This is a genomic window from Algoriphagus limi (assembly GCF_024919275.1).
Taxonomy (GTDB): domain Bacteria; phylum Bacteroidota; class Bacteroidia; order Cytophagales; family Cyclobacteriaceae; genus Algoriphagus; species Algoriphagus limi.
Genome location: NZ_JANWGH010000003.1, coordinates 745,886 through 769,121 on the forward strand (window position 1 = coordinate 745,886; position 23,236 = coordinate 769,121).

The window sequence follows — 23,236 nt, forward strand, 5'->3', positions numbered from 1 at the left end:
ATTTCTTTTTATATTTACCCGCAAATCCAACCCATGCAAAAACGGCTTGTTTTAAATCAGCAGCAAATCCAAATCATCCTGAAAAGGTTTTGTCATCAGCTGATCGAAAATCACGATAATTTTGAGAATACAGTTCTGCTAGGCTTGCAGCCAAGAGGAATTATTTTGCTTGACCGAATCGTTGAAGAGTTGGAAAATATATCCGGTAAAAAAGTCCCAGCAGGGTATTTGGATGCGACATTTCACCGGGATGATTTTCGTCGTCGGGATTTCCCTCTCAAAGCGAATGAGACAAAGATTGATTTTTTGGTAGAAGGAAAAAAAGTAATTCTTGTCGATGATGTCCTGTATAAAGGTAGATCTGTGCGGGCAGCAATGGATGCGATGATCGCATTTGGAAGACCCCAAAAGGTCGAGTTGATGGTTCTAGTAGACCGAAAACTCACAAGGGATTATCCTATTATGCCGGACTATTTCGGAATTCGAGTAAATACAATTGACACTCAATATGTGGTCGTCGAATGGGCTTCCCAAGGGCAGCCTGAAGATGCAGTTTGGATTACAGAAAAAGAACAAAAATAACCATGTCGCAACTCAGCAGCCGCCACCTCCTCGGAATCAAAGATCTGACCCCAGCGGATATTCAGTTGATATTGGAAACCGCAGAAAATTTCAAAGAGGTCATCAATCGTCCGATTAAAAAGGTGCCTTCCCTTCGCGACATTACCATTGCCAATATATTTTTCGAAAACTCAACCCGAACTAGGCTTTCGTTTGAGCTAGCGGAGAAGCGACTTTCTGCCGATGTGGTGAATTTCTCTTCGAGCAATAGTTCGGTGAAGAAAGGAGAAACTCTAGTAGATACAGTCAATAATATCCTATCGATGAAAGTCGATATGGTCGTGATGAGACATAGCAGTCCTGGAGCTCCACATTTCTTGGCAAGAAATGTAAAAGCCAATATCGTCAATGCTGGAGATGGAACGCATGAACATCCTACCCAAGCCTTGCTCGATGCCTTTTCCATGCGAGAAAAATTGGGAGATCTTCAAGGAAAGAAAATTGCCATCATTGGAGATATTCTTCACTCTAGGGTGGCTTTATCCAATATATTTTGCCTTCAAAAGCTAGGGGCCGAAGTCATGGTTTGCGGACCAATTACTTTGCTTCCTAAGCATATCCAAAGCTTGGGAGTAAAGGTGGAGTTGGATGTAAGAAAGGCACTTGCTTGGTGTGACGTGGCAAATGTCCTTCGAATTCAGCTTGAAAGACAACAAATCAAATATTTCCCAAGTCTGCGAGAGTATTCATTGTATTACGGGGTCAATAAAAAAATGCTAGAGGAGCTGGATAGGGAAATCGTAGTGATGCATCCTGGCCCGATAAATCGTGGGGTGGAATTAGCCTCAGATGTTGCCGATTCGGACCACGCCATCATTCTTCAGCAAGTAGAGAATGGGGTCGCAGTCCGAATGGCTGTATTGTATTTGTTGGCAGCGGTGAAAGCCTAATATTTAGTTTTTCCGCCAACGGCCTCCTCCTACATAAAATCCAAGAGTGAATCCAAAGTATTGGTTGATTGCTTCACCGATGACAGTTCCGCTGGTATTTTGAAGGTCTGAGTTTGGAATAAAATTATATTCTGCTCCCATTCTGAATTTTCCCAATTCAATTCCAGCTCTAACCATAGGCGCCCATTTGAAGTTTGCCTCCAAATCTCCAACATCCACATTATCGATATTGGAAGCATCTATTTCAACTGAACTCAAACCATAATATCCATAACCTACACCGATATATGGTGCGAAGTTGCTTCCTCCATTATTGAAGTAATAATCGAAGGTTCCAGTGATGGATACATTCCCTGAAACTTCTCCCTCGTAATCTTTGGTGATATCATAATAGGTAACATCCTTTGCCAATCCGGCTACACCAAAACGGATACCTACATTCATATTGTCTCCAACATTGATTTTTGGTTCGATATTTACTAAAGCTCCAATTCCTCCATCTTTTGGGATAGCTGGCCCTAATTCTAGACCCATCCGGAATTTTCCTGCTTGCTGTGCATAAGATGCTGCTCCTATACCAAGCAAAATGATTAGTGTGAGAAGTTTTTTCATCGTTTGTTTGATTTTTTCGATAGGCTGTCAAAAAAGGTTCCAAAAGGTCCAAACTTCCCTTAAAGAATTCTAGTTTTAATCCAAAATTCAATTTTTATGCTGCTTGTTCAGAATTTGATCAAACGATATGGGAAGCAAAATGCTGTCAATGATATTTCTTTTGAGCTTCAAGGGGGCGAGGTAGTAGGGCTTCTTGGACCTAATGGGGCTGGGAAAAGTACCACCATGAAATGCATTGTGGGATTGCTTCGAAAAACATCGGGTGAAATAACTATTGGGGGATATGACCATCTTTCCGTCGAGGCCAAGCGGCTTTTTAGCTACATCCCAGAGACTCCCTATGTCTATGATTTGCTCACTGTGGAGGAACATCTACAATTCATAGCTCAGGCTTATGGAATTCGGGACTGGAAGGAAAAGGGTAATGAATTGCTGGAGACCTATGATTTAACGGATAAGGCAAAAAAGTTAGGAAAAGATCTTTCCAAGGGAATGAGGCAGAAAGTTTCAATATGTTGTGCCTTGCTTCCTGACCCTCAGGTTTTGTTTTTTGATGAACCGATGATTGGCTTGGATCCGAAAGCTATCCGAAACACTAAACGTATTTTCAGAGAACTTAAAGAAGCTGGGAAAACCATTTTGGTCAGTACGCATTTGATTGACTCGGTAGAGACTATTGCGGATCGAATTATGATTTTGAAGGAAGGGAACATCATTGGGAATGACAGTCTTGAAAATCTCAAAAAGCAATTTGAACAGAAAGAAGGTGGAAGCTTGGAGGATATATTTTTAGAATTGACCAAAGATGAATGAGGTAAAACTGCTTTTTAGAAAAGACCTCTGGGTTCTGAAAAACAATATTTTGTTGATCCTGAGGAATCCTGCCAGACTGATTCCTTATGCGGGTCTGATCGGCTATTTTTTCTTTATCTACACCATGCGGATGAAGGATAGAGCTAAAAAGCTTGACAATTCAATTCCCGAAATGGATGTAAATGGATTGCCTGAAGTAGACTTTGCAACTCAGAATATCGTAGGTGGAATTACTGTGCTTGCTTTGGGATTTTTACTTTATCAGCTATTCCGTGCGACAAAACGCAACGTCAGCTTTTTTACTATGGCTGATGTGAATTTATTGTTTACCGGTCCTGTCAAACCTCAAAATATTTTACTCTATTATATGGGGAGGTCTATTTTGCCTTCCTTGGGCGGTAGTATAATTTTCCTGATCTATGGGGGAAGTCAAATGGCAGGCTCTTTTGAGCTTTCATTGGGAAATATTTTGTTCATTTTATTGGGCTTTGCCTTGTTCTTTTTTATTCTATCGCCTATTCGTTTTTTGATTTATACCCTTCATACCAAGTATGATATTTTAGAAAAAATCAAGACCCTAATCACTGTTTTGGCAGTGCTTTTGGCGATAATGATTTTGATTCCGGGATTAACGGCAGAGAAGTTTTGGCAGGGGATGTTTTCCTGGGTTGCTTCTCCTTGGTTTGATTTATTTCCCTTTGTCGGTTGGAGTAGGGGAATGATGGGCTATCTCGTCCATCAAAATCTGATTCTGGCCTTCGCTTTTTTGGGGCTATATATTTTGAGCTATTACCTCATCGTGCGGTTGGTTATCCAATTTGCCGGATACTACTACGAGGATGTGTTGGAGGCCACCAAGTCCAATGAAGTGCAACGGGACAAGGTGAAAGGAAAGCGGGAAAATTCGGAAGCTACCTATAGTCTCAACACTAAGAAACAACTTGCTTTACCGGATTTTGGAGTAGGGGCAAAGGCTTTTTACTGGCGAAATTATGTACACGCCAGCAGGCAAGATTTTCACCCACTTTTTGGAGTATATAGTTTGATAATAGCTGGATTGGGGATTGTATTTGCGATTTTGTCCAATTTCGATTGGTTTTCGCACAAAGTCCTGAATGGATATGTTCTTGTGATTTTGGGCTTTTATTTTTTGGCTGGAATTGGTCGAGCATCGGTAGGTGATTTAAAAAAGCCATATTTCTTTTTGATTCCTGCAACTTGGACATCTAAATTCTGGAACGTAATCAAACTGGATATTGTCCAGATTTTGCTCTTTGCGGTGGTGATGATTGTACCATCTGTTTTGATTGCAGGACTTCATATCCTTGTTATTCCCGTATTTATTCTTGGGATTTTAGTGTCTTACATGATAGGGCTTTGCATCAATTTGATTCCACAGATTTCACTAGAAGAAAGCTGGGATCGAAAGCTCATCAAACCTGCCATGATGATCGGAATCTTTCTTTTTGGAATTATCCCGGCATTGGTGTTGGGGATTTTGGTTTTTGTGTTTACCAGGCAGTTTGTTTGGATGCTTCTGACGGTTACGATTGGGATGAGTTTTGTGGCAGGGATTTTAATTCATGTTGCCTTGGATGTTTTATCCCGGTTGGAGTTTAAGGAGGAAAATTGATCCAATTCACGAAGCTGGGTAATCTTTTGGCTTCCATTCGGCTGAGGCCAAAAAATCTTTTAATTTTGCCCCGACCCAAATAAAACTACTACCATGATTTATAACTCCATCATAGAAACCATCGGGAATACTCCGATGATCCGCCTCAACAAATTAGCCAAAGGAATCAAAGGGGATGTTCTCGTAAAAGTGGAATACTTTAACCCTGGAAATTCCATGAAAGATCGTATGGCTATCAAAATGGTGGAGGATGCTGAGAAGGCTGGTATTTTGAAGCCTGGAGGAACTATTATTGAAGGAACTTCTGGGAACACCGGGATGGGTTTGGCTTTGGCTGCTGTGGCAAAGGGCTACAAGTGTATTTTCACCATGGCTGATAAGCAGTCCAAGGAAAAGATTGATATTCTAAAAGCTGTTGGCGCAGAAGTGATCGTTTGTCCGACAAACGTTGCCCCTGAAGATCCGAGATCTTATTATTCTGTAGCAAGAAAGCTGAATGCTGATATTCCAAACTCTTTTTACCCAAATCAATACGACAATTTGTCCAATACAGCGGCTCATTATGAGACGACAGGGCCTGAAATCTGGAATGATACAGAAGGGAAAATTACCCATTATGCAGCTGGAGTTGGAACAGGAGGCTCCATGTGCGGAACAGCAAAGTATTTAAAAGAACAAAATCCGAATATCGTTACTGTTGGGATCGATACCTATGGTTCCGTTTTCAAGAAATATAAAGAGACTGGAATCTTTGATGAAAAGGAGGTTTATCCTTACCTGACTGAAGGGATTGGAGAAGATATCCTTCCGAAAAACGTCAATTTTGATGTTATCGATCATTTTGTAAAGGTGACTGATAAGGATGCCGCGGTCATGACTCGTAGATTGGCTCGAGAAGAAGGGCTTTTTGTGGGTTGGTCTTGTGGTTCAGCAGTTCATGGAGCATTGGAATGGGCTAAAGAAAATCTCAAAGAGGGAGATGTGATGGTAATTATTCTTCCTGACCATGGTACTCGCTATTTGGGAAAAGTCTACAATGATGACTGGATGCGAAACCATGGTTTCTTGGAAGATAAGAGCTATGCTACTGCCAAAGATATCATTGCGAAGAGACCTCTTGATTATTCCTTGATTTCTGTCAAACCATCTGATTCAGTAAAGGATGCCATTGCCTTGATGAATAAGACCAGTGTCTCTCAAATCCCTGTTTTGGATAGAGATGAAGTAGTGGGAAGCGTTACCGACACAAAACTACTTTCCAAAATCATTGAGAATCCAGTTTTGAAAGATGCGCATGTATCTGATGTAATGGAAAGCTCTATGACCTTTGTGGCAGGTGATAGTACCTTAGATGTGCTTTCATCCATGATAGAAAAAGAAAAAGCAGTTTTGGTCAGAGATGATCTAGGGAAAATTCATATCATTACAAAACATGATATTTTAGAAGCCTTTACCAATTAACATCCATGGTCAATCCCCGAAAAATGGAGCAAATGCTCCATGATCCAATCAATTTTAGCATTGACAAAGCATTGACAAGGGGCTGGGAAATTTTCAAAACAAACCCTGCCCTCTTCATTGCATTTTTCTTGATTATGATCGCTGTCGCTGCTGGAGCTACCTATTTTCTAGGAGACTTTGCAAGTTTTGTGACCATTTTTATCTCTCCAGCCTTGGCTGCAGGGTTTTATCTAGCTGCGAATCGGGTCAGTAGGGAGGAGCCGCTTGAGTTCCATCATTTCTTTGATGGATTTAAGTTTTGGTTTCCCGTAGTGGTGGTTTCTTTGGTGTCTGGGATCTTGACTGTCTTTGGAGTAATTGCACTTATTATCCCTGGGATTTATTTGGGTGTGGCCTATTCCTTTTCTATGCTGTTTGTCATTTTTGCCGGTACGGAGTTTTGGACATCCATGGAATTTAGCCGGAAGTTAATCACGCGAATCTGGTGGCGCTTTTTTGCCTTCCTTATTTTACTCCTTGTGATTAATATCGTAGGGGTTTTATGTTTGGGAGTAGGCTTTTTGATTAGTGGGCCAGTATCCTATTTAGCAGTTTATGCCGCATTTGAGGATTTGACGGGTCCATATTTGGAGGAAGAGGAGCATAAAATCAATCTTCCTCATGAGCCAGAACCATAGCCTCCAATCGATTTCTGCATTGATCGGTGAATTCTAACACAGCACTGTCTGAGGCTATTGGCGGGTGGATGGCTTGTGAAAAATAAATACGAACTTTTCCTGGCCTTAATAGTAAGGAGCCTCTTCTCATAATTCGATCTGCTCCGATTACCGCCATTGGCAAAATTGGAATTTTTGTTTCAATAGCTAATCTAAATGCTCCTTTGTGAAATGGGAGTAAAGTTTCTGAAGTATCGTTTCGTGTACCTTCCGGAGCCACGACTACTGATTTTCCTTTAGATAAAGTGGTGATCAATTTCCCTAGACTTTCTTTTCGAGACTCAGAAGAAGTACGGTCAACCCAAATGGCAAATTTTCCCACGACCCAACCGAAAAAAGGGATTTTTGACAATTCTTTTTTTCCCAATGCCCGGAGTTCTTGAGGAATCGCCATAGGGATTACAGGTGCATCAATAAATGAACGATGATTGAAAATATAGATGTAGGGTTGCTTTCGATCAATGAATTCCAAGCCTTGAATTTCATATCGGATTCCTGTCAAAAAGGACCAAGTTCCAGCCCAAGCCCGGATAATGAAGAAGGATATGCGATCTCCTTTTTCTGTTATCATCATGGGAATCACGATGAAAAGACCAAGTACAAGCATCAAGGAAATAAATAGCAAGGCCGAGTAGATGGTATAAATTGCCTGAAAGAACTTAATCATTCGGAATTTTGGTTAAATTTGGGTTCGAAAATAATCCTTTAACTCTTTGCTTGCATAGGCCCCGAAGCGTTTCGGGGTCTGTTTTTTTCAAGTCTACTCTGAATTCAGAAAAAAACCAATGTCTTTGGTGTTCTATTCTTGAATTTCCCCATTCATTTTTTGAGATACTTTCCACAAATAAAAGAAAATCAGTACCTTTGCAGTCCGTTCGGGTGAATGGGGTGTTTTAATAGGTTCTAAAGCACTGATTGTCAAACAAAAAACCGCAGCTTCAAGACCCGGTTGCTGTTGGATTTTCAGGGTCAATAATTATTATGTCTAACAATTCAGATTTTAACTGGGAAAACTTCGAAACCAAAGGGTTTGGAGAAGGCTATTCCAAAGAGCAGCGTGAACAAATGGCTGCTATGTACGAAGGTACATTGAATGAGATCACTGAGAAAGAAGTGATCAAAGGAACCGTAGTAGGTGTGAACGACAAGGACGTGATCATCAACATTGGATTCAAATCTGACGGTTTGGTGCCTTTGAACGAATTCCGTGATATGGAAGCAATCAAGCCTGGTGACGAGGTGGAAGTATTCATCGAAGAGCAGGAGAATGCTTTGGGTCAGTTGATCCTTTCCCGCAAAAAAGCCAAAATCGTTAAGGCTTGGCAGGACATCGAAAGTGCATTTGAAAATGACAGCGTAATCGAAGGTCTTGTGAAGAGAAGAACTAAAGGTGGTTTGATCGTAGATATCTACGGTGTTGAAGCCTTCTTGCCAGGTTCTCAAATTGACGTGAAGCCTATCAGAGATTTCGATATCTATGTAGGTAAGAAAATGGAAGTGAAAGTGGTTAAAATCAACCACGCTAACGATAACGTAGTCGTTTCTCACAAAGTCTTGATCGAGAAAGATCTTGAGAAGCAAAAAGCAGAAATCCTAAACAACCTAGAAAAAGGTCAGGTATTGGAAGGTGTGATCAAGAACATGACCAACTTCGGTGTATTCATCGACTTGGGTGGTGTAGATGGTTTGCTTCACATTACCGATATCTCTTGGGGACGAATCAATCATCCGGAAGAAGTATTGCAGCTTGATCAGAAAGTACAAGTTGTTGTTCTTGACTTCGATGATGACAAGAAGCGAATTTCTTTGGGTATGAAGCAATTGACTGCTCATCCTTGGGATTCTCTTGCTGCTAACCTAGAGGTTGGGTCTAGAGTAAAAGGTAAGATCGTTAATGTAGCTGACTACGGAGCATTCTTGGAATTGGCTCCTGGAGTAGAAGGCTTGATTCACGTATCTGAAATGAGTTGGTCTCAGCACTTGAGAAACCCTGCAGACTTCGTGAAAGTAGGAGACGAAATCGAAGCTGTAGTATTGACTTTGGACAAGGAAGAAAGAAAAATGTCTTTGGGCATCAAGCAATTGACCGAAGATCCTTGGACTAAGGAAGATATGGCTACCAAGTATGCTGTAGGCACTAAGCACAAAGGAGTGGTAAGAAACTTGACCAACTTCGGTTTGTTCTTGGAATTGGAAGAAGGAATCGACGGATTGGTTCACGTATCTGACCTTTCTTGGACTAAGAAGATCAAGCATCCATCTGAATTCGTTAAAGTTGGAGATGAGCTAGAAGTAGCTGTATTGGAACTTGACGTAGAAAACAGAAGATTGGCTTTGGGTCACAAGCAGTTGGAAGAGAATCCTTGGGATACTTTTGAAACTGTATTCCCTGTAGGTTCTGTTCACAAGTGTACTGTAGTATCCAAAAACGATAAAGGTGCTGTTCTTGAGCTTCCTTACGGATTGGAAGGTTTTGCTACTTCCAAAAACTTGGAGAAAGAAGACGGATCTCAAGTTGAGGTAGGAGAGTCTTTGGACTTTAAAGTGATGGAATTCTCTAAGGATGACAAGCGTATCGTTTTGTCCCACACTGCAACATTCAAAGAGGATGTGAAGCCAGTTGCTAAGAAGGCTACTAAGAAGAAAGAAACAACTCAGGAGCCAGTTGAAAAATCTACCTTGGGTGATTTGGATGCTTTAGCAGAATTGAAAGAGAAAATGGAAGGAAAGAAGTAATTCTTCCCGCTCTATTTATAAATAAAACGCCGGCTGAAAAGTCGGCGTTTTTTGTTTGCTTGTAAGTGTTGGATCCAGAAAGTAAAAAAGCATCCCGATGTTCAGGATGCTTTCGATTTTTGAGGTCGCGAGCGGATTCGAACCGCTGTACAAGGTTTTGCAGACCTCTGCCTAGCCACTCGGCCACGCGACCTTTTAATTTTTCAACTCAAGTACCCGAAAAAATAATTTGAATACATCTTCCGGTCCTGAATCGGTTGGCAAAGGTAGGCATTATCCGATTTTGAGCAAAAGGTACATCTAGATTTTTTTCAAAGTCTGAAAAACCAAAATTTCTAAAGCATAGCAGGAAGATTCCAGTCAAAAAATCTAGGTTTTTAGCGCCATTCTTTTTCAGGATTGAAACAATATTATTTATAATAATTCTAAATAAATAAAGGTGTTGGTTTTTAATTGTAACCTATTGTAAATCAATGGACTATAATTGTAAATGGAAATTCACTTCCTAAAACATCTTAAAAAATTCCATATTTGAAAAATAAACCCTTGATACTACCTTTGCAGGGGTTAAAGAGGACCGAATAAACTATTTAATTAGCAATAATATGTTATCCAAACGCTCGTTAGTAGGAGTTCCATTGAAATTCCACACGCTGGCATTGCTGTTTTTCTTGTTCTTGGGTGGGCAGGCTTTTGCTGCTGATCCGGCGGTAAGTGACAGTGAGGAAGCCATTGCGGCGGGAAAGACAGTTTTCAACGCAAACTGTAAACAGTGTCATAAACTAGATCAGAAAGCAGTAGGTCCTGCACTTCGCGGAATTACTGACAGAAGATCTCCGGATTGGGCAAAGAGCTTCATCAAAAACTCACAGGCTGTTATCGCTTCTGGTGATGACTACGCTAACGCATTGTATGCGGAGTACAACAACTTGATGATGCCTTCTCATGAATTTTTGTCTGACGCTGATTTGGACAATCTCTTGTCCTACATCGAATACGGTGACAAGGTAGATCCAGCTGCAGCAGCTGCAGCTACTGCTGGTGCCGCAGGAGGTGAAAGTGCAGGTGGAGGAATTCCGACTGAGTACCTAACCATCATCGTGGTTGTCCTTGTTATTGTTCTTTTGTTGATTTTGATTGTCTTGGGATTGATTATTTCTATCCTTACGAAATATGTCAACAAGCAGGATTTAGACGATGAAGACAAGGAATTCATTTCCCAAAAATTTCAATTAGGAAAAGTTCTTAAAAGTGATGCTTTTGTAATCATTGTAACCGCTTTGGTGGTGGCCTTGGTTGCAAAAACAGCGATTGATGGCTTATACTCTGTGGGTGTTCAGCAAGGATATGCGCCTACGCAGCCAATTGCTTATTCACACGCACTTCATGCAGGAACATTGGAAATCGAATGTCAGTATTGCCATACTGGAGTAGAAATCGGTAAATCAGCTAACATTCCTTCTGCTAACATCTGTATGAACTGCCACATGCATGTGCAAAACGTACAGGGCCAAGAGGGCGTTTCTCCTGAAATTCAAAAAATTTATAACGCGATTGATAACAACCAGCCAATTGAGTGGGTTCGCGTTCACAACCTTCCTGACCTAGCTTATTTCAACCACTCTCAGCACGTGAAAGTCGGTGGTATCGAGTGCCAGACTTGCCACGGACCTATTGAAGAGATGGAAGTGGTTTATCAATATTCTTCCCTGACAATGGGATGGTGTATTGATTGTCACCGTCAGACAGAAATTGCTGCTGGTGGAAATGAGTATTATGACAAATTGGTACAACTTCATTCTGACTCTAAAGATGCCTTGAAAGTGAAGGATATCGGCGGTCTTGAGTGTGCAAAGTGTCATTACTAAAATCATTCTGAAATTCTATTCCTAGATCATAAAATGAAGGAAACTAAAAAAACATACTGGAAAGGGCTTGAGCAACTCAGCAACGATCCAGAGTTTGTTAAAAATGCAGACAGGGAATTTCCAGAACTTCCCTCAACGCTTTCCGAGGATGGAAATGCTTCTCGAAGAGACTTTCTTAAACTAATGGGCTTTAGCTTGGCAGCAGCTTCTTTGGCTGCTTGTGAAGCTCCTGTTAGAAAAGCAATTCCTTATGTCAACAAGCCTGTTGATATCAATCCTTCCATTCCAAACTATTACGCATCAACCTTTGCTTCTGGTGGTGACTATGCTTCCATCGTTGTAAAAACACGGGAAGGTAGACCAATTAAAATCGATGGAAATGAGCTTTCTCCTATTAATAAAGGAAAAGTAAATGCCATCGTAGAAGCTTCTGTTCTTTCACTATATGATAAAGAGCGATTGACTGGACCTTATTTGGCAGGTCAAAAGACCGATTGGTCTAGCTTGGATGCAGAAGTGAAATCAAAGCTTGCTAGCGCAGGTTCTGTGAAAGTTGTTGCAAATACCATGCTTTCTCCAACTACCGAGAAAGCTTTGCAGCAGTTCTCTGATGCTTTTGGAGCAGAAGTGATCATGTACGATCCGCTTTCAAATTATGGTATTGCGAAAGCATCTGAAACCTACTATGGTCAGGCAGTAGTTCCTTCTTACTTTTTCGATAAGGCCAAAACCATCGTATCCTTTGGCGCAGACTTCCTAGGATCTTGGATTTCTCCAATTGAATTTGCTGGTCAATATGCAAAGACTCGTAAAATCAGCAAGGAAAATCCTGTGATGTCTCGTCACTTCCAGTTTGAGTCTAATTTGTCTTTGACTGGTGCTAACGCTGACTATCGAACTCCAATCAAAGCTTCTCAAAGTGGATTGGCTGTATTGGCACTATATAATATGATTGCTTCCAAAGCTGGTGCATCAACCGTTTCTGCTCCTGCAGTTGAGGTTGCTCACTTGGAAAAAGCAGCAAATGAACTTTGGGCTAATAGAGGAGCATCTTTAGTAGTTTCTGGTTCTAACGATCCAAACGTTCAAACTGTAGTTCATGCAATTAACGAATTGCTTGGAAATAATGGTTCTACAGTAGATTTTGGTTCACCTGTGAATTTCCGAAAAGGAAATGATGCTGTAATGAATCAATTCATAACCGACTTGAATGCTGGTAGAATCGGAGCAGTTGTATTCTATAACTGTAACCCAGTTTATGATCATCCAAGAGGTGCTGAAATCGCTGAAGGAATCGGTAAAGCTCGATTCAGTGTAGCGACTAACATGACCATGGATGAGACGGCTTCTCTGGTACAGGCTGTTGCTCCAGATCACCATTACTTAGAGTCTTGGAATGACTTCGAACCGAAGCCAGGACATTTCTCTCTTTCTCAGCCAACCATTTCTCCGTTGTTTGACACTCGCCAAGCTCAAGATTCATTCTTGACATGGGCTGGTGACACTGTTTCTTACTATGATTTCTTGCAACAAAGCTGGGAATCTGGTTTGTTTACTCAACTTGAGACTGGCGGTGAGTTCCAAGAGTTCTGGGATCAATCTCTTTACAATGGTGTATTGGCAATTGAAAGAGAAAGCGCTGCGGTTTCTCCTGTAGGAGATGTAGCTGCTGCAGCTTCTGCTGTTGCCAGAACTTACAGTGCTGATAATTCAGGTGCTGAATTGGTTGTTTATACCAAGGTAGCTATCGGTAATGGTACATTTGCTAATAATCCATGGCTACAAGAAACTCCAGATCCAATTTCCAAAGCTACTTGGGACAACTATTTGACTGTTTCTCAGAAATGGGCGACAGAAAATGGTGTTTCCATGGTAGAGGAAAATACCAGAAAGGCAACGATCAATGTAAATGGTAAGCAATTGACTGTGCCTGTTTTGATTCAGCCTGGACAAGCTGAAGGCACATTCGGTTTGGCATTAGGTTACGGTAGAACCAAAGCAGGTCGAGTAGGAAACGGAATAGGGGTGAATGCTTATGAGCTTCTAGACGCTTCTGCTGGCTTTGTTAATTTTGATATTACATCAGGTGTAACTGTTGAAGTTACTGCTGATACTTATAAAATTGCTAGAACACAGACCCATCAGACTTTCATGGGTCGTGAAAACGTAATTCAGGAAGCTACTTTGGCTGAGTACAAGCAAGATGCTTCAGCTGGCAGATACAAGCCTGAAATCTACAAAGAGGGTGAATTTGTTAAGCCTTCGAAAATTTCCCTTTGGAAAGGTCATCAATATTCTCAGCACCACTGGGGATTGGCGATTGACATGAACTCCTGTATCGGATGTTCTGCTTGTTCTGTAGCTTGTCAGGTTGAAAACAACGTGGCAGTTGTAGGTAAGCAGGAAGTCTTGAATCGTCGTGAAATGGCTTGGATCCGTATCGATAGATATTATTCTTCTGATGCGGCAGCTGATGATTTGGATGGATTGGAAAAAGCTTCAGAAAATCCTGAGGTTACCTTCCAGCCAATGATGTGTCAGCAGTGTAACAACGCACCATGTGAGACAGTTTGTCCGGTTGCTGCTACGACCCATTCTTCTGAAGGTCTAAATCAAATGACTTACAACCGTTGTATCGGTACTCGTTACTGTGCTAACAACTGTCCTTACAAAGTTCGTCGATTCAACTGGTTCAAGTACCATGACAACTCTCAGTTTGCTGGAGTTAACGTTGCTCAAAACGATGATTTGGGTAAAATGGTATTGAATCCAGACGTTACCGTTCGAGCTCGAGGTGTAATGGAGAAATGCTCCATGTGTGTTCAGCGAATTCAAGCTGGAAAATTGGAAGCTAAGCGTGAAAAGCGTAAGGTGAAAGATGGAGATATCAATGTAGCCTGTGCGGTTGCTTGTCCTACTGACGCCTTAGTATTTGGTGATATGAACGATCCAGAAAGCCGAATTTCTAAGCTTTTGAAGATCGAGGAAAACACTACTTCTGCTTTGAAAGAAGTGAATGAAGAGCGTGCATACCACGTGTTGGAGGAAATCAACGTGAGTCCAAACGTGTGGTATTTCACCAAAATCAGAAATAAAGACAAAAACGAAGCGTAATCATAATTTTACAAACTATGCAGGTTACTTCATCCGTACGTCAGCCATTAGTCACCGGCGGTAAAACCTATCACGATGTCACGCACGATGTTTCGCGTCAAGTGGAGGGCAAACCATCCTTGGCTTGGTTTCTGGCCTTTTTGACTGCCGCTGGCGTGTTGGCACTTGGAGCCATCGCCTTGGTTGCTACCCTTTGGGAAGGAATCGGGATGTGGGGTCTAAACAAAACCATCGGTTGGGCTTGGGACATCACCAACTTCGTGTGGTGGGTCGGTATTGGTCACGCCGGAACACTGATTTCAGCGGTATTGTTGCTTTTCCGCCAAAAGTGGAGAACATCCATTAACCGAGCTGCAGAAGCGATGACCATTTTTGCGGTTATCTGTGCAGCGATGTTCCCAGTGATTCACATGGGACGTCCTTGGATCGGTGCTTACTGGGCACTTCCACTACCAAATACTTTCGGATCTCTTTGGGTAAACTTCAACTCGCCTCTTTTGTGGGACGTGTTTGCGATTTCTACCTATTTCTCTGTTTCCTTGGTATTCTGGTATATCGGATTGATCCCTGATTTCGCAACTATCCGAGATCGAGCTACTGGTTTAAGAAAGACTATCTATGGTGCGCTTTCGTTTGGTTGGGATGGTGCAGCTAAAACTTGGATGAGATATGAGTCCGTATCCTTGATTTTGGCTGGTCTTGCTACTCCTTTGGTACTTTCAGTTCACACCATCGTATCCTTTGACTTTGCAACTTCAGTAATTCCAGGATGGCATACCACGATCTTCCCTCCATACTTTGTGGCAGGTGCGATCTTCTCTGGTTTTGCCATGGTATTGACCTTGATGATCATTACTCGTAAGGTCTTCAAATTGGAAGATTACATTACTATGGGCCATATCGAATTGATGAATATTGTAATCATCATCACTGGTTCCATTGTAGGTATTGCTTATATCACTGAATTTTTCATCGCATGGTATTCCGGCGTTGAAGCAGAACAATACGCATTCATTAACCGTGCTACTGGACCTTACTGGTGGGCATACTGGTCTATGATGACTTGTAATGTGATTTCTCCACAGTTGTTCTGGATCAAGAAAATCAGAACTTCCATTGTTGCAACTTTCATCCTTTCTTTGGTTGTAAACATCGGAATGTGGTTTGAACGATTTGTAATTATCGTTACCTCTCTACACAGAGACTTCTTGCCATCTTCTTGGGCAATGTTCTACCCAACTTGGGCAGATGTCGGAGTATATCTGTTCACGTTTGGTCTATTCTTCACCTTGTTCTTCTTGTTCGCTAAGTTTTTCCCTGTGATCAACATGGCAGAGGTGAAGTCAGTGTTGAAATCTTCATCTGAAAAAGCTGCTAATTAATATGGAAAGAGATACTCATTTTGTCTTAGGCGTATATGAGGACGAAGATGTCCTAATGAATGCCGTCAAGGAGGTAAGATCTAGTGGAGTTAAAATTCACGAAGTATATTCTCCATATCCTGTTCATGGATTAGAGCATGCTTTAGGATATAAGCGAAGCAGACTTCCAATTGCAGCTTTCTTGTTTGGAATGCTGGGTACTTCATTGGCATTGACCATGCAGTTCTACATGATGAAGTTTGACTGGCCGATGATTATCGGAGGTAAAGATTTCGCAGCTTTCCCGGATTTCATTCCGGTTTCTTTTGAAATGACTGTATTGCTTGCTGCTTTCGGCATGGTAGGTGTATTTATGGTTAGCTCAAATTTGAAGCCTTGGGCGCAACCTCGAATTTTCGATGTCCGAATCACAGATGACAAACATGTGATGGCAATTGATTTGGCTGTGAATTCCGGTATGGGAGAGGAGAAAATCAAAGAAATCCTTGCATCCTCCGGTGCTACAGAAGTGAACAATAAAAGTTTTGACGAGTAATTCCCGATAGTATGAAAATGATGAATAAACTTGGGATTTTGGGAATAGCATTAGCTGGGACAATCTTCGTAGGCTGTAGAGCTGGAGAGGATAATCCTGGTTTGGAATATGCCCCTCAAATGTACCATTCTGTTCCTTACGAGCCCTTGTCTCAAATTAAAGATGAATCACAAGGTTCTTGGCTTTCCAATCGGGAGGACGAAAAGGGTGAGTTCTTTAACAGTAATGTGAACAATCCATATCAGATGAATATGCGTGAACCTGTTGAAGGAACTGTGCCTAGAAACAAGCATGGTATGCTTCCATATCGATTGAAAGCTTTCGAATTGGAGCAGGCTGCTTTGGTAGAGAATCCTTTGACTGTCGACGATGCGATCATCAAAGAAGGGGAGACTCTTTACACACAATATTGCTCAGCTTGCCACGGAAAAGGTGGTGAGGGAGATGGTAAAGTAGGTGAGATTATCGGTGGTGTTGCCAACCTAAAAGGTGGTGCTTACATCAATCTTCCAGAAGGACATATCTTCCATGTCATTACTAAGGGTAAAGGAAGAATGGGAGCTCATGGTTCTCAAATCACTCCTGAAAATCGTTGGAAGATCGTTTCCTATGTTAAACAAGTAATTCAGAAGCAATAATCATGGCTCACGAAGTTCAGAATTTTAACCTAGATCAGAAATTTGATTTCAATGCTGGAATCAAAAAGTCTATCATGACCGTCCTCCTAATTGGAACAGCGCTGCTAGTGGTAGGTGTTGTATTGGCTATGATGGGTGGAGGACATGCTGAAGAAGGAGCCGAGGCTGGTGGGCATGCTTTCCACTGGTATCAGAGATTATTCGCAAACGTTTGGATCAATAACGTCTACTTCACAGGTATTGCGATTGTAGGTGTTTTCTTCTTCGCTATTCAATATGCTGCTCAAGCAGGTTGGTCTGCTCCAATTACCAGAGTAATGCTTGCTTTTGGTAACTGGCTACCGATTGCAGCTATCCTAATGATTGCTAGCTTCTTTGTAATGGGACATGATTTGTTCCACTGGTGGCATGCAGAGCTTTTTGATAAAGCCTCATCTGAATACGACGCAATTATTGATGGTAAAGGAGCTTTCTTTTACTGGCCAATGGAAAAGGGTACTTTTCCAGTATTCTACATTGCAAGAATGATTATCTTCTTCGGTTTCTGGGTATTCTTCTTTACTAAGTTTAAGAAAATTGCAGCTGCGGAAGATCAATTAGGAGGAACCTCTCACTGGTTCAAAATGAGAAGCTGGTCTGCATACTTCTTGGTATTCTTTGCAGTTTCTTCATCTGTATCTGCTTGGGATTGGGTTATGTCAATCGATACACACTGGTTCTCCACCCTATTTGGATGGTATGTATTCTCTTCTTGGTTTGTAGCAGGTCTTTCTGCTATTACCTTGTTAGTGATCTTTTTGAAAGGGAAAGGATACCTTGAAATGGTCAATGAAAACCACGTTCATGATCTAGGTAAATTCGTTTTTGGATTCTCCATTTTCTGGACTTACCTATGGTTCTCACAATTTCTTTTGATCTACTACGCCAATATTCCTGAAGAATCAGTTTACTTCATCGAAAGATTATCTAGTGACGTGTATGGAGGGTTCATTTTTGTAAATATTGCGATGAACTTTGTCCTGCCTTTCCTAGTTCTAATGACTAGAGATGCCAAGCGACATGGAATTTTCCTTAAGTTAGTATGTACATTGTTGATTGTAGGGCACTGGGTAGACTTCTTCTTGATGGTTCAGCCAGGTACTTTGGGTCACAATGGAGGTATTGGATTTATGGAAATTGGAATGTTCTTGGTTTATGGTTCAGCGGTGGCGTTGGTTGTGCTTGGAGGTCTGGCCAAAGGGAATCTGATCCCGAAAAATCACCCAATGCTTGAAGAAAGCTATCATCATCACATTTAATACAAACTCGAAATAGTTAAAACATGTACGGATTTCTAATTGCAGTTGGGGTTGTTCTCCTCCTTTCCATTGTTTGGATGGTTTACCGTATCCAAACCTTGGTATCTGTAGTCAAAGGCTCTGACAAGAAAATTGCTACCGGAAGTAATAAGGTGAATGCCTTCTTATTTCTAGTATTCTTGGTGGCGATTGGTGGTTTGATGTTTTGGTATTCCATCAAAGAATTCCATAACTATCAGCTTCCTATTGCTTCCGAACACGGAGTAGTTACAGATAATTTGTTCTGGGTTACGATGGCCGTGACAGGTATCGTATTCATTATCACTCATATTTTGCTTTTCATCTTCCCTTACAAGTATCAGTACAAAGAAGATCGCAAAGCGACTTTTTATCCAGAAAATAACAAATTGGAGGTTATTTGGACAGCCGTACCTGCAGTAGTACTTGCTATCCTAGTTATCACAGGATGGATGGCTTGGTCTGATATTACTGCTCCAGCTCCAGAGAAGGCACATGTGGTTGAAATTATGGGATACCAATTCGCTTGGGATATCCGATATCCTGGCCAGGACAATGTGTTGGGAGACTATGACTACAGACTTACTTCAGCTATCAACCCAATGGGGATTGACTTTACAGATCAAAATTCTGTAGATGATTTTCCTTCTCCAGTTGTAGTAATTCCTAAAGGAGAGCCCGTATTATTTAAAATTCGAGCTAGAGATGTATTGCACTCTGTTTTTGCTCCTCACATGAGATTGAAAATGGATGCTGTACCTGGAATGCCTACTCGTTTTTGGTTTGTACCTACCAAGACTACTGCCGAAATGAGAGCTGAGCTAAATGATCCGGAATTCGTATATGAAATTGCTTGTACTGAGATCTGTGGCCGAGGTCACAACTCCATGAGAAGAGTGATTGAGGTTGTAGAGCCTGAGGAATATCAAAAATGGCTTACTGAGCAAAAGACCTTCCTTCAAATGAATCCTGCCTTGGCTGAGGGGTTAGAAGTAGAGGTGAAAGAAGTGGCAGAAATTCAAAAAAGAAAAAACACAAAATAAATAATTATGGCTACAGCATCTGTTGCAACACATGATACAGCGCACGATCATCACGATCATGAGCATCATGATAATTTTGTGACCAAATATATCTTCACTACCGATCACAAAATGATCGGAAAGCAATTCTTAATTACAGGTATATTTTGGGCTTTGATTGGTGGACTTTTGTCTATCCTATTCCGTCTTCAATTAGGTTTCCCTGATATGAATTTGGAATGGTTGCGTCCATTGTTAGGAGGTTGGATTACTGAGACTGGTCAATTGGATCAGACTTTCTATCTAGCTCTAGTTACTATGCACGGTACCATCATGGTATTCTTTGTATTGACAGCTGGTTTGAGTGGTACTTTCTCCAACTTCTTGATTCCACTTCAAATCGGTGCCCGTGATATGGCTTCCGGCTTTATGAACATGCTTTCTTACTGGTTCTTCTTTATTTCCAGTGTAATCATGTTTATTTCCCTTTTCATCAAAACCGGTCCAGCTGGCGGTGGTTGGGTTGTTTATCCACCTCTTTCCGCATTGGAGCAAGCTATCCCTGGATCAGGTCTTGGAATGACCTTGTGGTTGATCGCGATGACCTTCTTTATCGCTTCTTCTTTACTGGGTGGTATTAACTACATTACAACAGTAATTAACCTTCGAACAAAAGGGATGTCCTTCTCAAGACTTCCATTGACTATTTGGGCGTTTTTCCTAACTGCAGTCATTGGTTTGTTGTCATTCCCTGTGTTGTTTGCTGCAGCTTTGTTGTTGGTATTCGATAGAAGCTTTGGTACATCCTTCTACCTATCCGATATCTACATCGGAGGTGAGGCTTTACCAAATACCGGAGGTAGCCCAGTCTTGTATCAGCATTTGTTCTGGTTCCTTGGTCACCCTGAAGTATACATTGTATTGTTGCCTGCATTGGGAATTACCTCCGAAGTAATTGCAACAAACTCCAGAAAGCCAATCTTTGGATATAAAGCGATGATTATTTCCATGTTGGGAATTACAATCCTTTCATTCATCGTTTGGGCTCACCACATGTTCGTGTCTGGAATGAATCCTTTCTTAGGATCCATCTTTATGTTCTTGACATTGATTATTGCGATTCCTTCAGCAGTTAAGGTGTTTAACTACTTGACTACTCTTTGGAGAGGAAACTTGATTTTCACTCCAGCGATGTTGTTCTCTATTGGCTTGGTTTCTTTCTTTATTTCTGGAGGTCTTACCGGTATTTTCTTAGGAAACTCTGCTATTGATATTCAGCTTCACGATACCTACTTCGTTGTTGCACACTTCCACTTGGTAATGGGCTCTGCTTCCTTCTTTGGAATGGTAGCAGGTATTTACCACTGGTTCCCTAAAATGTTTGGCAGAATGATGGACGCACGTTTGGGATACGTTCACTTCTGGTTAACCTTCGTTGGGGTTTATATGGTATTCTTCCCAATGCACTACATCGGTATCGCTGGTTTCCCTAGAAGATATTACTCTTGGACAGGATTTGAGTTCTCTAACATGTATACTGATTTGAACATGTTTGTTTCTGTTGCGGCTATCATCACTTTTGCTGCTCAGTTTATCTTCTTGTTCAACTTCTTCTATTCTATGTACAGAGGAAGAAAAGCATCTCAAAATCCTTGGAGATCCAATACCTTGGAGTGGACTACTCCAATTCACCCTGGTCACGGAAACTGGCCTGGAGAAATCCCAACTGTTTACCGTTGGCCTTATGACTACTCCAAGCCTGGTGCTAAGGAAGATTTCATTCCTCAAACCGTACCTCTTTCTGCTACTCCAGAATCCAATCTTCCTCATGAGCAGGAGCTTGTGAAATTGGAGTTGGAAATCATGAAAGAAGAATCCGAGGCTTTGGTTGCTAATGAAGCAAAAGAATCATAAAGAGATTAACAGCTTCCGCCGAATCAGTTTGATGACGGTGGTAGCTGTTTATTTTCTCATCTTGGTCGGAGGGATTGTCAGAAGTACCGGTTCTGGTATGGGATGTCCCGATTGGCCTAAATGTTTTGGGAGCGTGATTCCACCAACTAGTGTGGATCAGCTCCCTAAAAATTATCAGGAGATTTACCTTGAAAAAAGGTTGGCTAAAAACGAAAGGTTTGTAGCTACACTTGAAAAATTGGGTTTTGAAAAAGCTGCCTATCGGATAGCAACTGATAAATCCATTTTGGTTGAGCAAGAGTTTAATGCCACCAAAACTTGGATTGAATATGTGAACCGATTGATAGGAGTGGTCATTGGCTTATTTATCATTCTCACAGTTTGGAGATCTTTCAAACTATGGGATCGGGATAAATGGATTCCAATCCTATCTGTTCTTTCACTGATCTTAGTTCTCTTTCAAGGTTGGATAGGCTCTCTGGTAGTGTCTACAAATTTGTTGGAGTGGATGATTACGCTACACATGATCTTGGCCTTGCTTCTTGTTGCTCTACTGCTTTATATCAATCATAGAGCGCTTCATCTGGACAAGGAAGGGATTGCAATAAATCAGGTTCCCTTAAAGCTTAAGGTGCTTTTAGTTGCAGGAACTATTCTGATGCTTTTGCAAGTAGTCTTGGGAACGCAAGTCCGAGAGCATATTGATCAAATTGCTTTCCAATTGGGAGGACTGATGCGTGATACTTGGGTAGAAAGTGCAGGAACGACCTTTATTATTCATAGGTCATTTTCGCTACTTCTCCTAGCAGTTCATGTGCTGTATTTCTTTTGGGTGTTTAAATATACTCATCGGAAATCTTCTGCTAATCTATGGTCGCAAGTGCTAGTCCTTTTAATTCTATTTGAAATAGCTACAGGAATTGGAATGGCCTACTTTGCTATACCGGCGTTTCTACAACCCGTTCATTTATTAATTGGGTCTTTGATTATTGGAGTTCAGTTCATATTGATCCTCCAGCTTAAAACCCAAAAAGGTTTGACAATAATTTCAACTCCATCATGAGGACAGTTGGTGTAACTGACCATAATATTTCACAGGGATTGATGATCCGAATTAAGGCATATGCTGAACTTGTTAAAGTTCGCTTGTCTGGTTTGGTTACATTCTCAGCCGTATTTGGCTATATCCTTGGGGATTCTAATCCAAGTTTTGGTTGGGCTGGTTTCTTGGGATTAGCATTAGGAGGTTTTCTTATTTCAGGAGCCTCAGGTGCTGCTAATGAAATCATGGAGCGGGATTTGGATAAGCTCATGAAGCGTACCCAAAATCGTCCCCTACCTCTTCAAATTATCAGTGTTAAAGAAGCTACCTGGTTTACCATTTTGGTAGCCATTATTGGTATTACATTACTTTGGATATTCACCAATCCACTGACGACTTGGTTGGGAATATTGAGTATGATCCTCTATGTATTTGCCTATACTCCTTTAAAAAGAGTTGGGCCTATTGCTGTATTTGTTGGAGCTATTCCAGGAGCAATGCCTCCTCTGCTTGGCTGGACAGCTGCTACAGGAGCGATCAGCTATGAGGCTCTTATCATTTTTGGAATCCAATTCATTTGGCAATTTCCTCACTTTTGGGCTATTGCTTGGGTAAGTGACGAAGACTATAAGCGGGCTGGCTTCAAGCTATTACCTAGTGGGGGAGGCAAGGATTTGAATACTGCTATTCAAATTATGATTTATACCCTGTTCTTATTACCGCTTGGATTACTTCCAACATACTTTGGTTTGACAGGTTTAAACTCCGGTATCGTTGCAACAATTTGTGGAGTTCTTTTTCTAGCTCAGACATTCACTTTGATGCGTGACTGTTCAAGAAAATCGGCTTTGAAGATTATGTTTGGTTCTTTTCTCTATTTACCAATTGTGCAAATAGCTTACCTATTAGACAAACTACCATAA

At 41.3% G+C, this 23,236-nt stretch carries 19 protein-coding genes and 1 tRNA gene; 17 read left to right on the forward strand and 3 right to left on the reverse strand.

The window, feature by feature from the left end:
• Positions 1 to 33 precede the first annotated feature (33 nt).
• Positions 34 to 582 (forward strand): bifunctional pyr operon transcriptional regulator/uracil phosphoribosyltransferase PyrR, encoded by a 549-nt coding sequence (gene pyrR, locus NY014_RS15455; RefSeq protein WP_259415442.1) that lies wholly within the window; start codon positions 34 to 36, stop codon positions 580 to 582.
• A 2-nt stretch (positions 583 to 584) separates the two neighbouring features.
• Positions 585 to 1,511, forward strand: a complete 927-nt coding sequence (locus tag NY014_RS15460) for an aspartate carbamoyltransferase catalytic subunit (protein ID WP_259415443.1) — start codon at positions 585 to 587, stop codon at positions 1,509 to 1,511.
• A gap of 3 nt (positions 1,512 to 1,514) precedes the next feature.
• Here the strand turns inward: NY014_RS15460 and NY014_RS15465 are convergent, their stop codons facing one another.
• Positions 1,515 to 2,123, reverse strand: a complete 609-nt coding sequence (locus tag NY014_RS15465) for an outer membrane beta-barrel protein (protein WP_259415444.1) — start codon at positions 2,121 to 2,123, stop codon at positions 1,515 to 1,517.
• Positions 2,124 to 2,219: 96 nt separating this feature from the next.
• On the opposite strand from NY014_RS15465, the gene NY014_RS15470 reads away from it, so the two are divergent.
• The 4 genes from NY014_RS15470 to NY014_RS15485 all read left to right on the forward strand — a co-directional run bounded on the left by NY014_RS15470 (position 2,220) and on the right by NY014_RS15485 (position 6,707).
• On the forward strand, positions 2,220 to 2,936 hold the full coding sequence (locus tag NY014_RS15470; protein WP_259415445.1) for an ABC transporter ATP-binding protein: 717 nt from the start codon (positions 2,220 to 2,222) through the stop codon (positions 2,934 to 2,936).
• Positions 2,929 to 4,569: a putative ABC exporter domain-containing protein gene (locus tag NY014_RS15475; protein ID WP_259415446.1), complete on the forward strand. Its 1,641-nt coding sequence runs from the start codon at positions 2,929 to 2,931 to the stop codon at positions 4,567 to 4,569. The genes NY014_RS15470 and NY014_RS15475 overlap by 8 nt, the downstream gene beginning before the upstream one ends.
• Positions 4,570 to 4,662: 93 nt before the next feature.
• A complete protein-coding gene (locus tag NY014_RS15480; RefSeq protein WP_259415447.1) occupies positions 4,663 to 6,030 on the forward strand; it encodes a cystathionine beta-synthase in 1,368 nt (455 codons plus the stop codon).
• A gap of 5 nt (positions 6,031 to 6,035) precedes the next feature.
• Positions 6,036 to 6,707: a DUF2189 domain-containing protein gene (locus NY014_RS15485; RefSeq protein ID WP_259415448.1), complete on the forward strand. Its 672-nt coding sequence runs from the start codon at positions 6,036 to 6,038 to the stop codon at positions 6,705 to 6,707.
• Here the strand turns inward: NY014_RS15485 and NY014_RS15490 are convergent.
• A complete protein-coding gene (locus NY014_RS15490) occupies positions 6,679 to 7,413 on the reverse strand; it encodes a lysophospholipid acyltransferase family protein (protein WP_290427057.1) in 735 nt (244 codons plus the stop codon). The two genes, NY014_RS15485 and NY014_RS15490, sit on opposite strands and share 29 nt — an antisense overlap.
• Before the next feature lie 314 nt (positions 7,414 to 7,727).
• Between NY014_RS15490 and rpsA the strand changes: the two genes are divergently transcribed.
• Positions 7,728 to 9,482: a 30S ribosomal protein S1 gene (gene rpsA, locus NY014_RS15495; protein ID WP_259415449.1), complete on the forward strand. Its 1,755-nt coding sequence runs from the start codon at positions 7,728 to 7,730 to the stop codon at positions 9,480 to 9,482.
• 122 nt (positions 9,483 to 9,604) lie between these two features.
• Here the strand turns inward: rpsA and NY014_RS15500 are convergent.
• Positions 9,605 to 9,675 (reverse strand) — tRNA-Cys (locus NY014_RS15500).
• A 412-nt stretch (positions 9,676 to 10,087) separates the two neighbouring features.
• Between NY014_RS15500 and NY014_RS15505 the strand changes: the two genes are divergently transcribed.
• Genes NY014_RS15505 through cyoE form a run of 10 tightly spaced genes read left to right on the forward strand, consistent with a single transcriptional unit; the run spans position 10,088 to position 23,236 of the window.
• The gene (locus NY014_RS15505) at positions 10,088 to 11,350 is read left to right on the forward strand and encodes a c-type cytochrome (protein WP_259415450.1); all 1,263 of its coding nucleotides are present in this window, start codon (positions 10,088 to 10,090) and stop codon (positions 11,348 to 11,350) included.
• A 33-nt stretch (positions 11,351 to 11,383) separates the two neighbouring features.
• The gene (locus NY014_RS15510; protein ID WP_259415451.1) at positions 11,384 to 14,464 is read left to right on the forward strand and encodes a TAT-variant-translocated molybdopterin oxidoreductase; all 3,081 of its coding nucleotides are present in this window, start codon (positions 11,384 to 11,386) and stop codon (positions 14,462 to 14,464) included.
• Positions 14,465 to 14,481: 17 nt separating this feature from the next.
• Positions 14,482 to 15,846 carry an NrfD/PsrC family molybdoenzyme membrane anchor subunit gene (gene nrfD / locus NY014_RS15515; protein ID WP_259415452.1) on the forward strand — a complete coding sequence of 455 codons (1,365 nt, stop codon included), beginning with the start codon at positions 14,482 to 14,484 and terminating at the stop codon, positions 15,844 to 15,846.
• 1 nt (position 15,847) lies between these two features.
• Positions 15,848 to 16,381 carry a DUF3341 domain-containing protein gene (locus NY014_RS15520; protein ID WP_259415453.1) on the forward strand — a complete coding sequence of 178 codons (534 nt, stop codon included), beginning with the start codon at positions 15,848 to 15,850 and terminating at the stop codon, positions 16,379 to 16,381.
• A gap of 17 nt (positions 16,382 to 16,398) precedes the next feature.
• A complete protein-coding gene (locus NY014_RS15525; RefSeq protein ID WP_435520643.1) occupies positions 16,399 to 17,019 on the forward strand; it encodes a c-type cytochrome in 621 nt (206 codons plus the stop codon).
• A 2-nt stretch (positions 17,020 to 17,021) separates the two neighbouring features.
• On the forward strand, positions 17,022 to 18,317 hold the full coding sequence (locus NY014_RS15530; RefSeq protein WP_259415455.1) for a quinol:cytochrome C oxidoreductase: 1,296 nt from the start codon (positions 17,022 to 17,024) through the stop codon (positions 18,315 to 18,317).
• Positions 18,318 to 18,340: 23 nt separating this feature from the next.
• On the forward strand, positions 18,341 to 19,378 hold the full coding sequence (locus tag NY014_RS15535; protein WP_259415456.1) for a cytochrome c oxidase subunit II: 1,038 nt from the start codon (positions 18,341 to 18,343) through the stop codon (positions 19,376 to 19,378).
• 6 nt (positions 19,379 to 19,384) lie between these two features.
• Positions 19,385 to 21,271, forward strand: a complete 1,887-nt coding sequence (locus NY014_RS15540; RefSeq protein WP_259415457.1) for a cytochrome c oxidase subunit I — start codon at positions 19,385 to 19,387, stop codon at positions 21,269 to 21,271.
• Positions 21,252 to 22,334: a COX15/CtaA family protein gene (locus NY014_RS15545; protein ID WP_259415458.1), complete on the forward strand. Its 1,083-nt coding sequence runs from the start codon at positions 21,252 to 21,254 to the stop codon at positions 22,332 to 22,334. The genes NY014_RS15540 and NY014_RS15545 overlap by 20 nt, the downstream gene beginning before the upstream one ends.
• Positions 22,331 to 23,236 carry a heme o synthase gene (gene cyoE, locus NY014_RS15550; RefSeq protein ID WP_259415459.1) on the forward strand — a complete coding sequence of 302 codons (906 nt, stop codon included), beginning with the start codon at positions 22,331 to 22,333 and terminating at the stop codon, positions 23,234 to 23,236. The genes NY014_RS15545 and cyoE overlap by 4 nt, the downstream gene beginning before the upstream one ends.

Bases quoted from the DNA above. Each gene is read 5' to 3' on its own strand.
- pyrR (WP_259415442.1), top strand. From the start codon at position 34: ATGCAAAAACGGCTTGTTTTAAATCAGCAGCAAATCCAAATCATCCTG.
- NY014_RS15460 (WP_259415443.1), top strand. From the start codon at position 585: ATGTCGCAACTCAGCAGCCGCCACCTCCTCGGAATCAAAGATCTGACC.
- NY014_RS15465 (WP_259415444.1), bottom strand. From the start codon at position 2,123: ATGAAAAAACTTCTCACACTAATCATTTTGCTTGGTATAGGAGCAGCA.
- NY014_RS15470 (WP_259415445.1), top strand. From the start codon at position 2,220: ATGCTGCTTGTTCAGAATTTGATCAAACGATATGGGAAGCAAAATGCT.
- NY014_RS15475 (WP_259415446.1), top strand. From the start codon at position 2,929: ATGAATGAGGTAAAACTGCTTTTTAGAAAAGACCTCTGGGTTCTGAAA.
- NY014_RS15480 (WP_259415447.1), top strand. From the start codon at position 4,663: ATGATTTATAACTCCATCATAGAAACCATCGGGAATACTCCGATGATC.
- NY014_RS15485 (WP_259415448.1), top strand. From the start codon at position 6,036: ATGGTCAATCCCCGAAAAATGGAGCAAATGCTCCATGATCCAATCAAT.
- NY014_RS15490 (WP_290427057.1), bottom strand. From the start codon at position 7,413: ATGATTAAGTTCTTTCAGGCAATTTATACCATCTACTCGGCCTTGCTA.
- rpsA (WP_259415449.1), top strand. From the start codon at position 7,728: ATGTCTAACAATTCAGATTTTAACTGGGAAAACTTCGAAACCAAAGGG.
- NY014_RS15505 (WP_259415450.1), top strand. From the start codon at position 10,088: ATGTTATCCAAACGCTCGTTAGTAGGAGTTCCATTGAAATTCCACACG.
- NY014_RS15510 (WP_259415451.1), top strand. From the start codon at position 11,384: ATGAAGGAAACTAAAAAAACATACTGGAAAGGGCTTGAGCAACTCAGC.
- nrfD (WP_259415452.1), top strand. From the start codon at position 14,482: ATGCAGGTTACTTCATCCGTACGTCAGCCATTAGTCACCGGCGGTAAA.
- NY014_RS15520 (WP_259415453.1), top strand. From the start codon at position 15,848: ATGGAAAGAGATACTCATTTTGTCTTAGGCGTATATGAGGACGAAGAT.
- NY014_RS15525 (WP_435520643.1), top strand. From the start codon at position 16,399: ATGATGAATAAACTTGGGATTTTGGGAATAGCATTAGCTGGGACAATC.
- NY014_RS15530 (WP_259415455.1), top strand. From the start codon at position 17,022: ATGGCTCACGAAGTTCAGAATTTTAACCTAGATCAGAAATTTGATTTC.
- NY014_RS15535 (WP_259415456.1), top strand. From the start codon at position 18,341: ATGTACGGATTTCTAATTGCAGTTGGGGTTGTTCTCCTCCTTTCCATT.
- NY014_RS15540 (WP_259415457.1), top strand. From the start codon at position 19,385: ATGGCTACAGCATCTGTTGCAACACATGATACAGCGCACGATCATCAC.
- NY014_RS15545 (WP_259415458.1), top strand. From the start codon at position 21,252: ATGAAGCAAAAGAATCATAAAGAGATTAACAGCTTCCGCCGAATCAGT.
- cyoE (WP_259415459.1), top strand. From the start codon at position 22,331: ATGAGGACAGTTGGTGTAACTGACCATAATATTTCACAGGGATTGATG.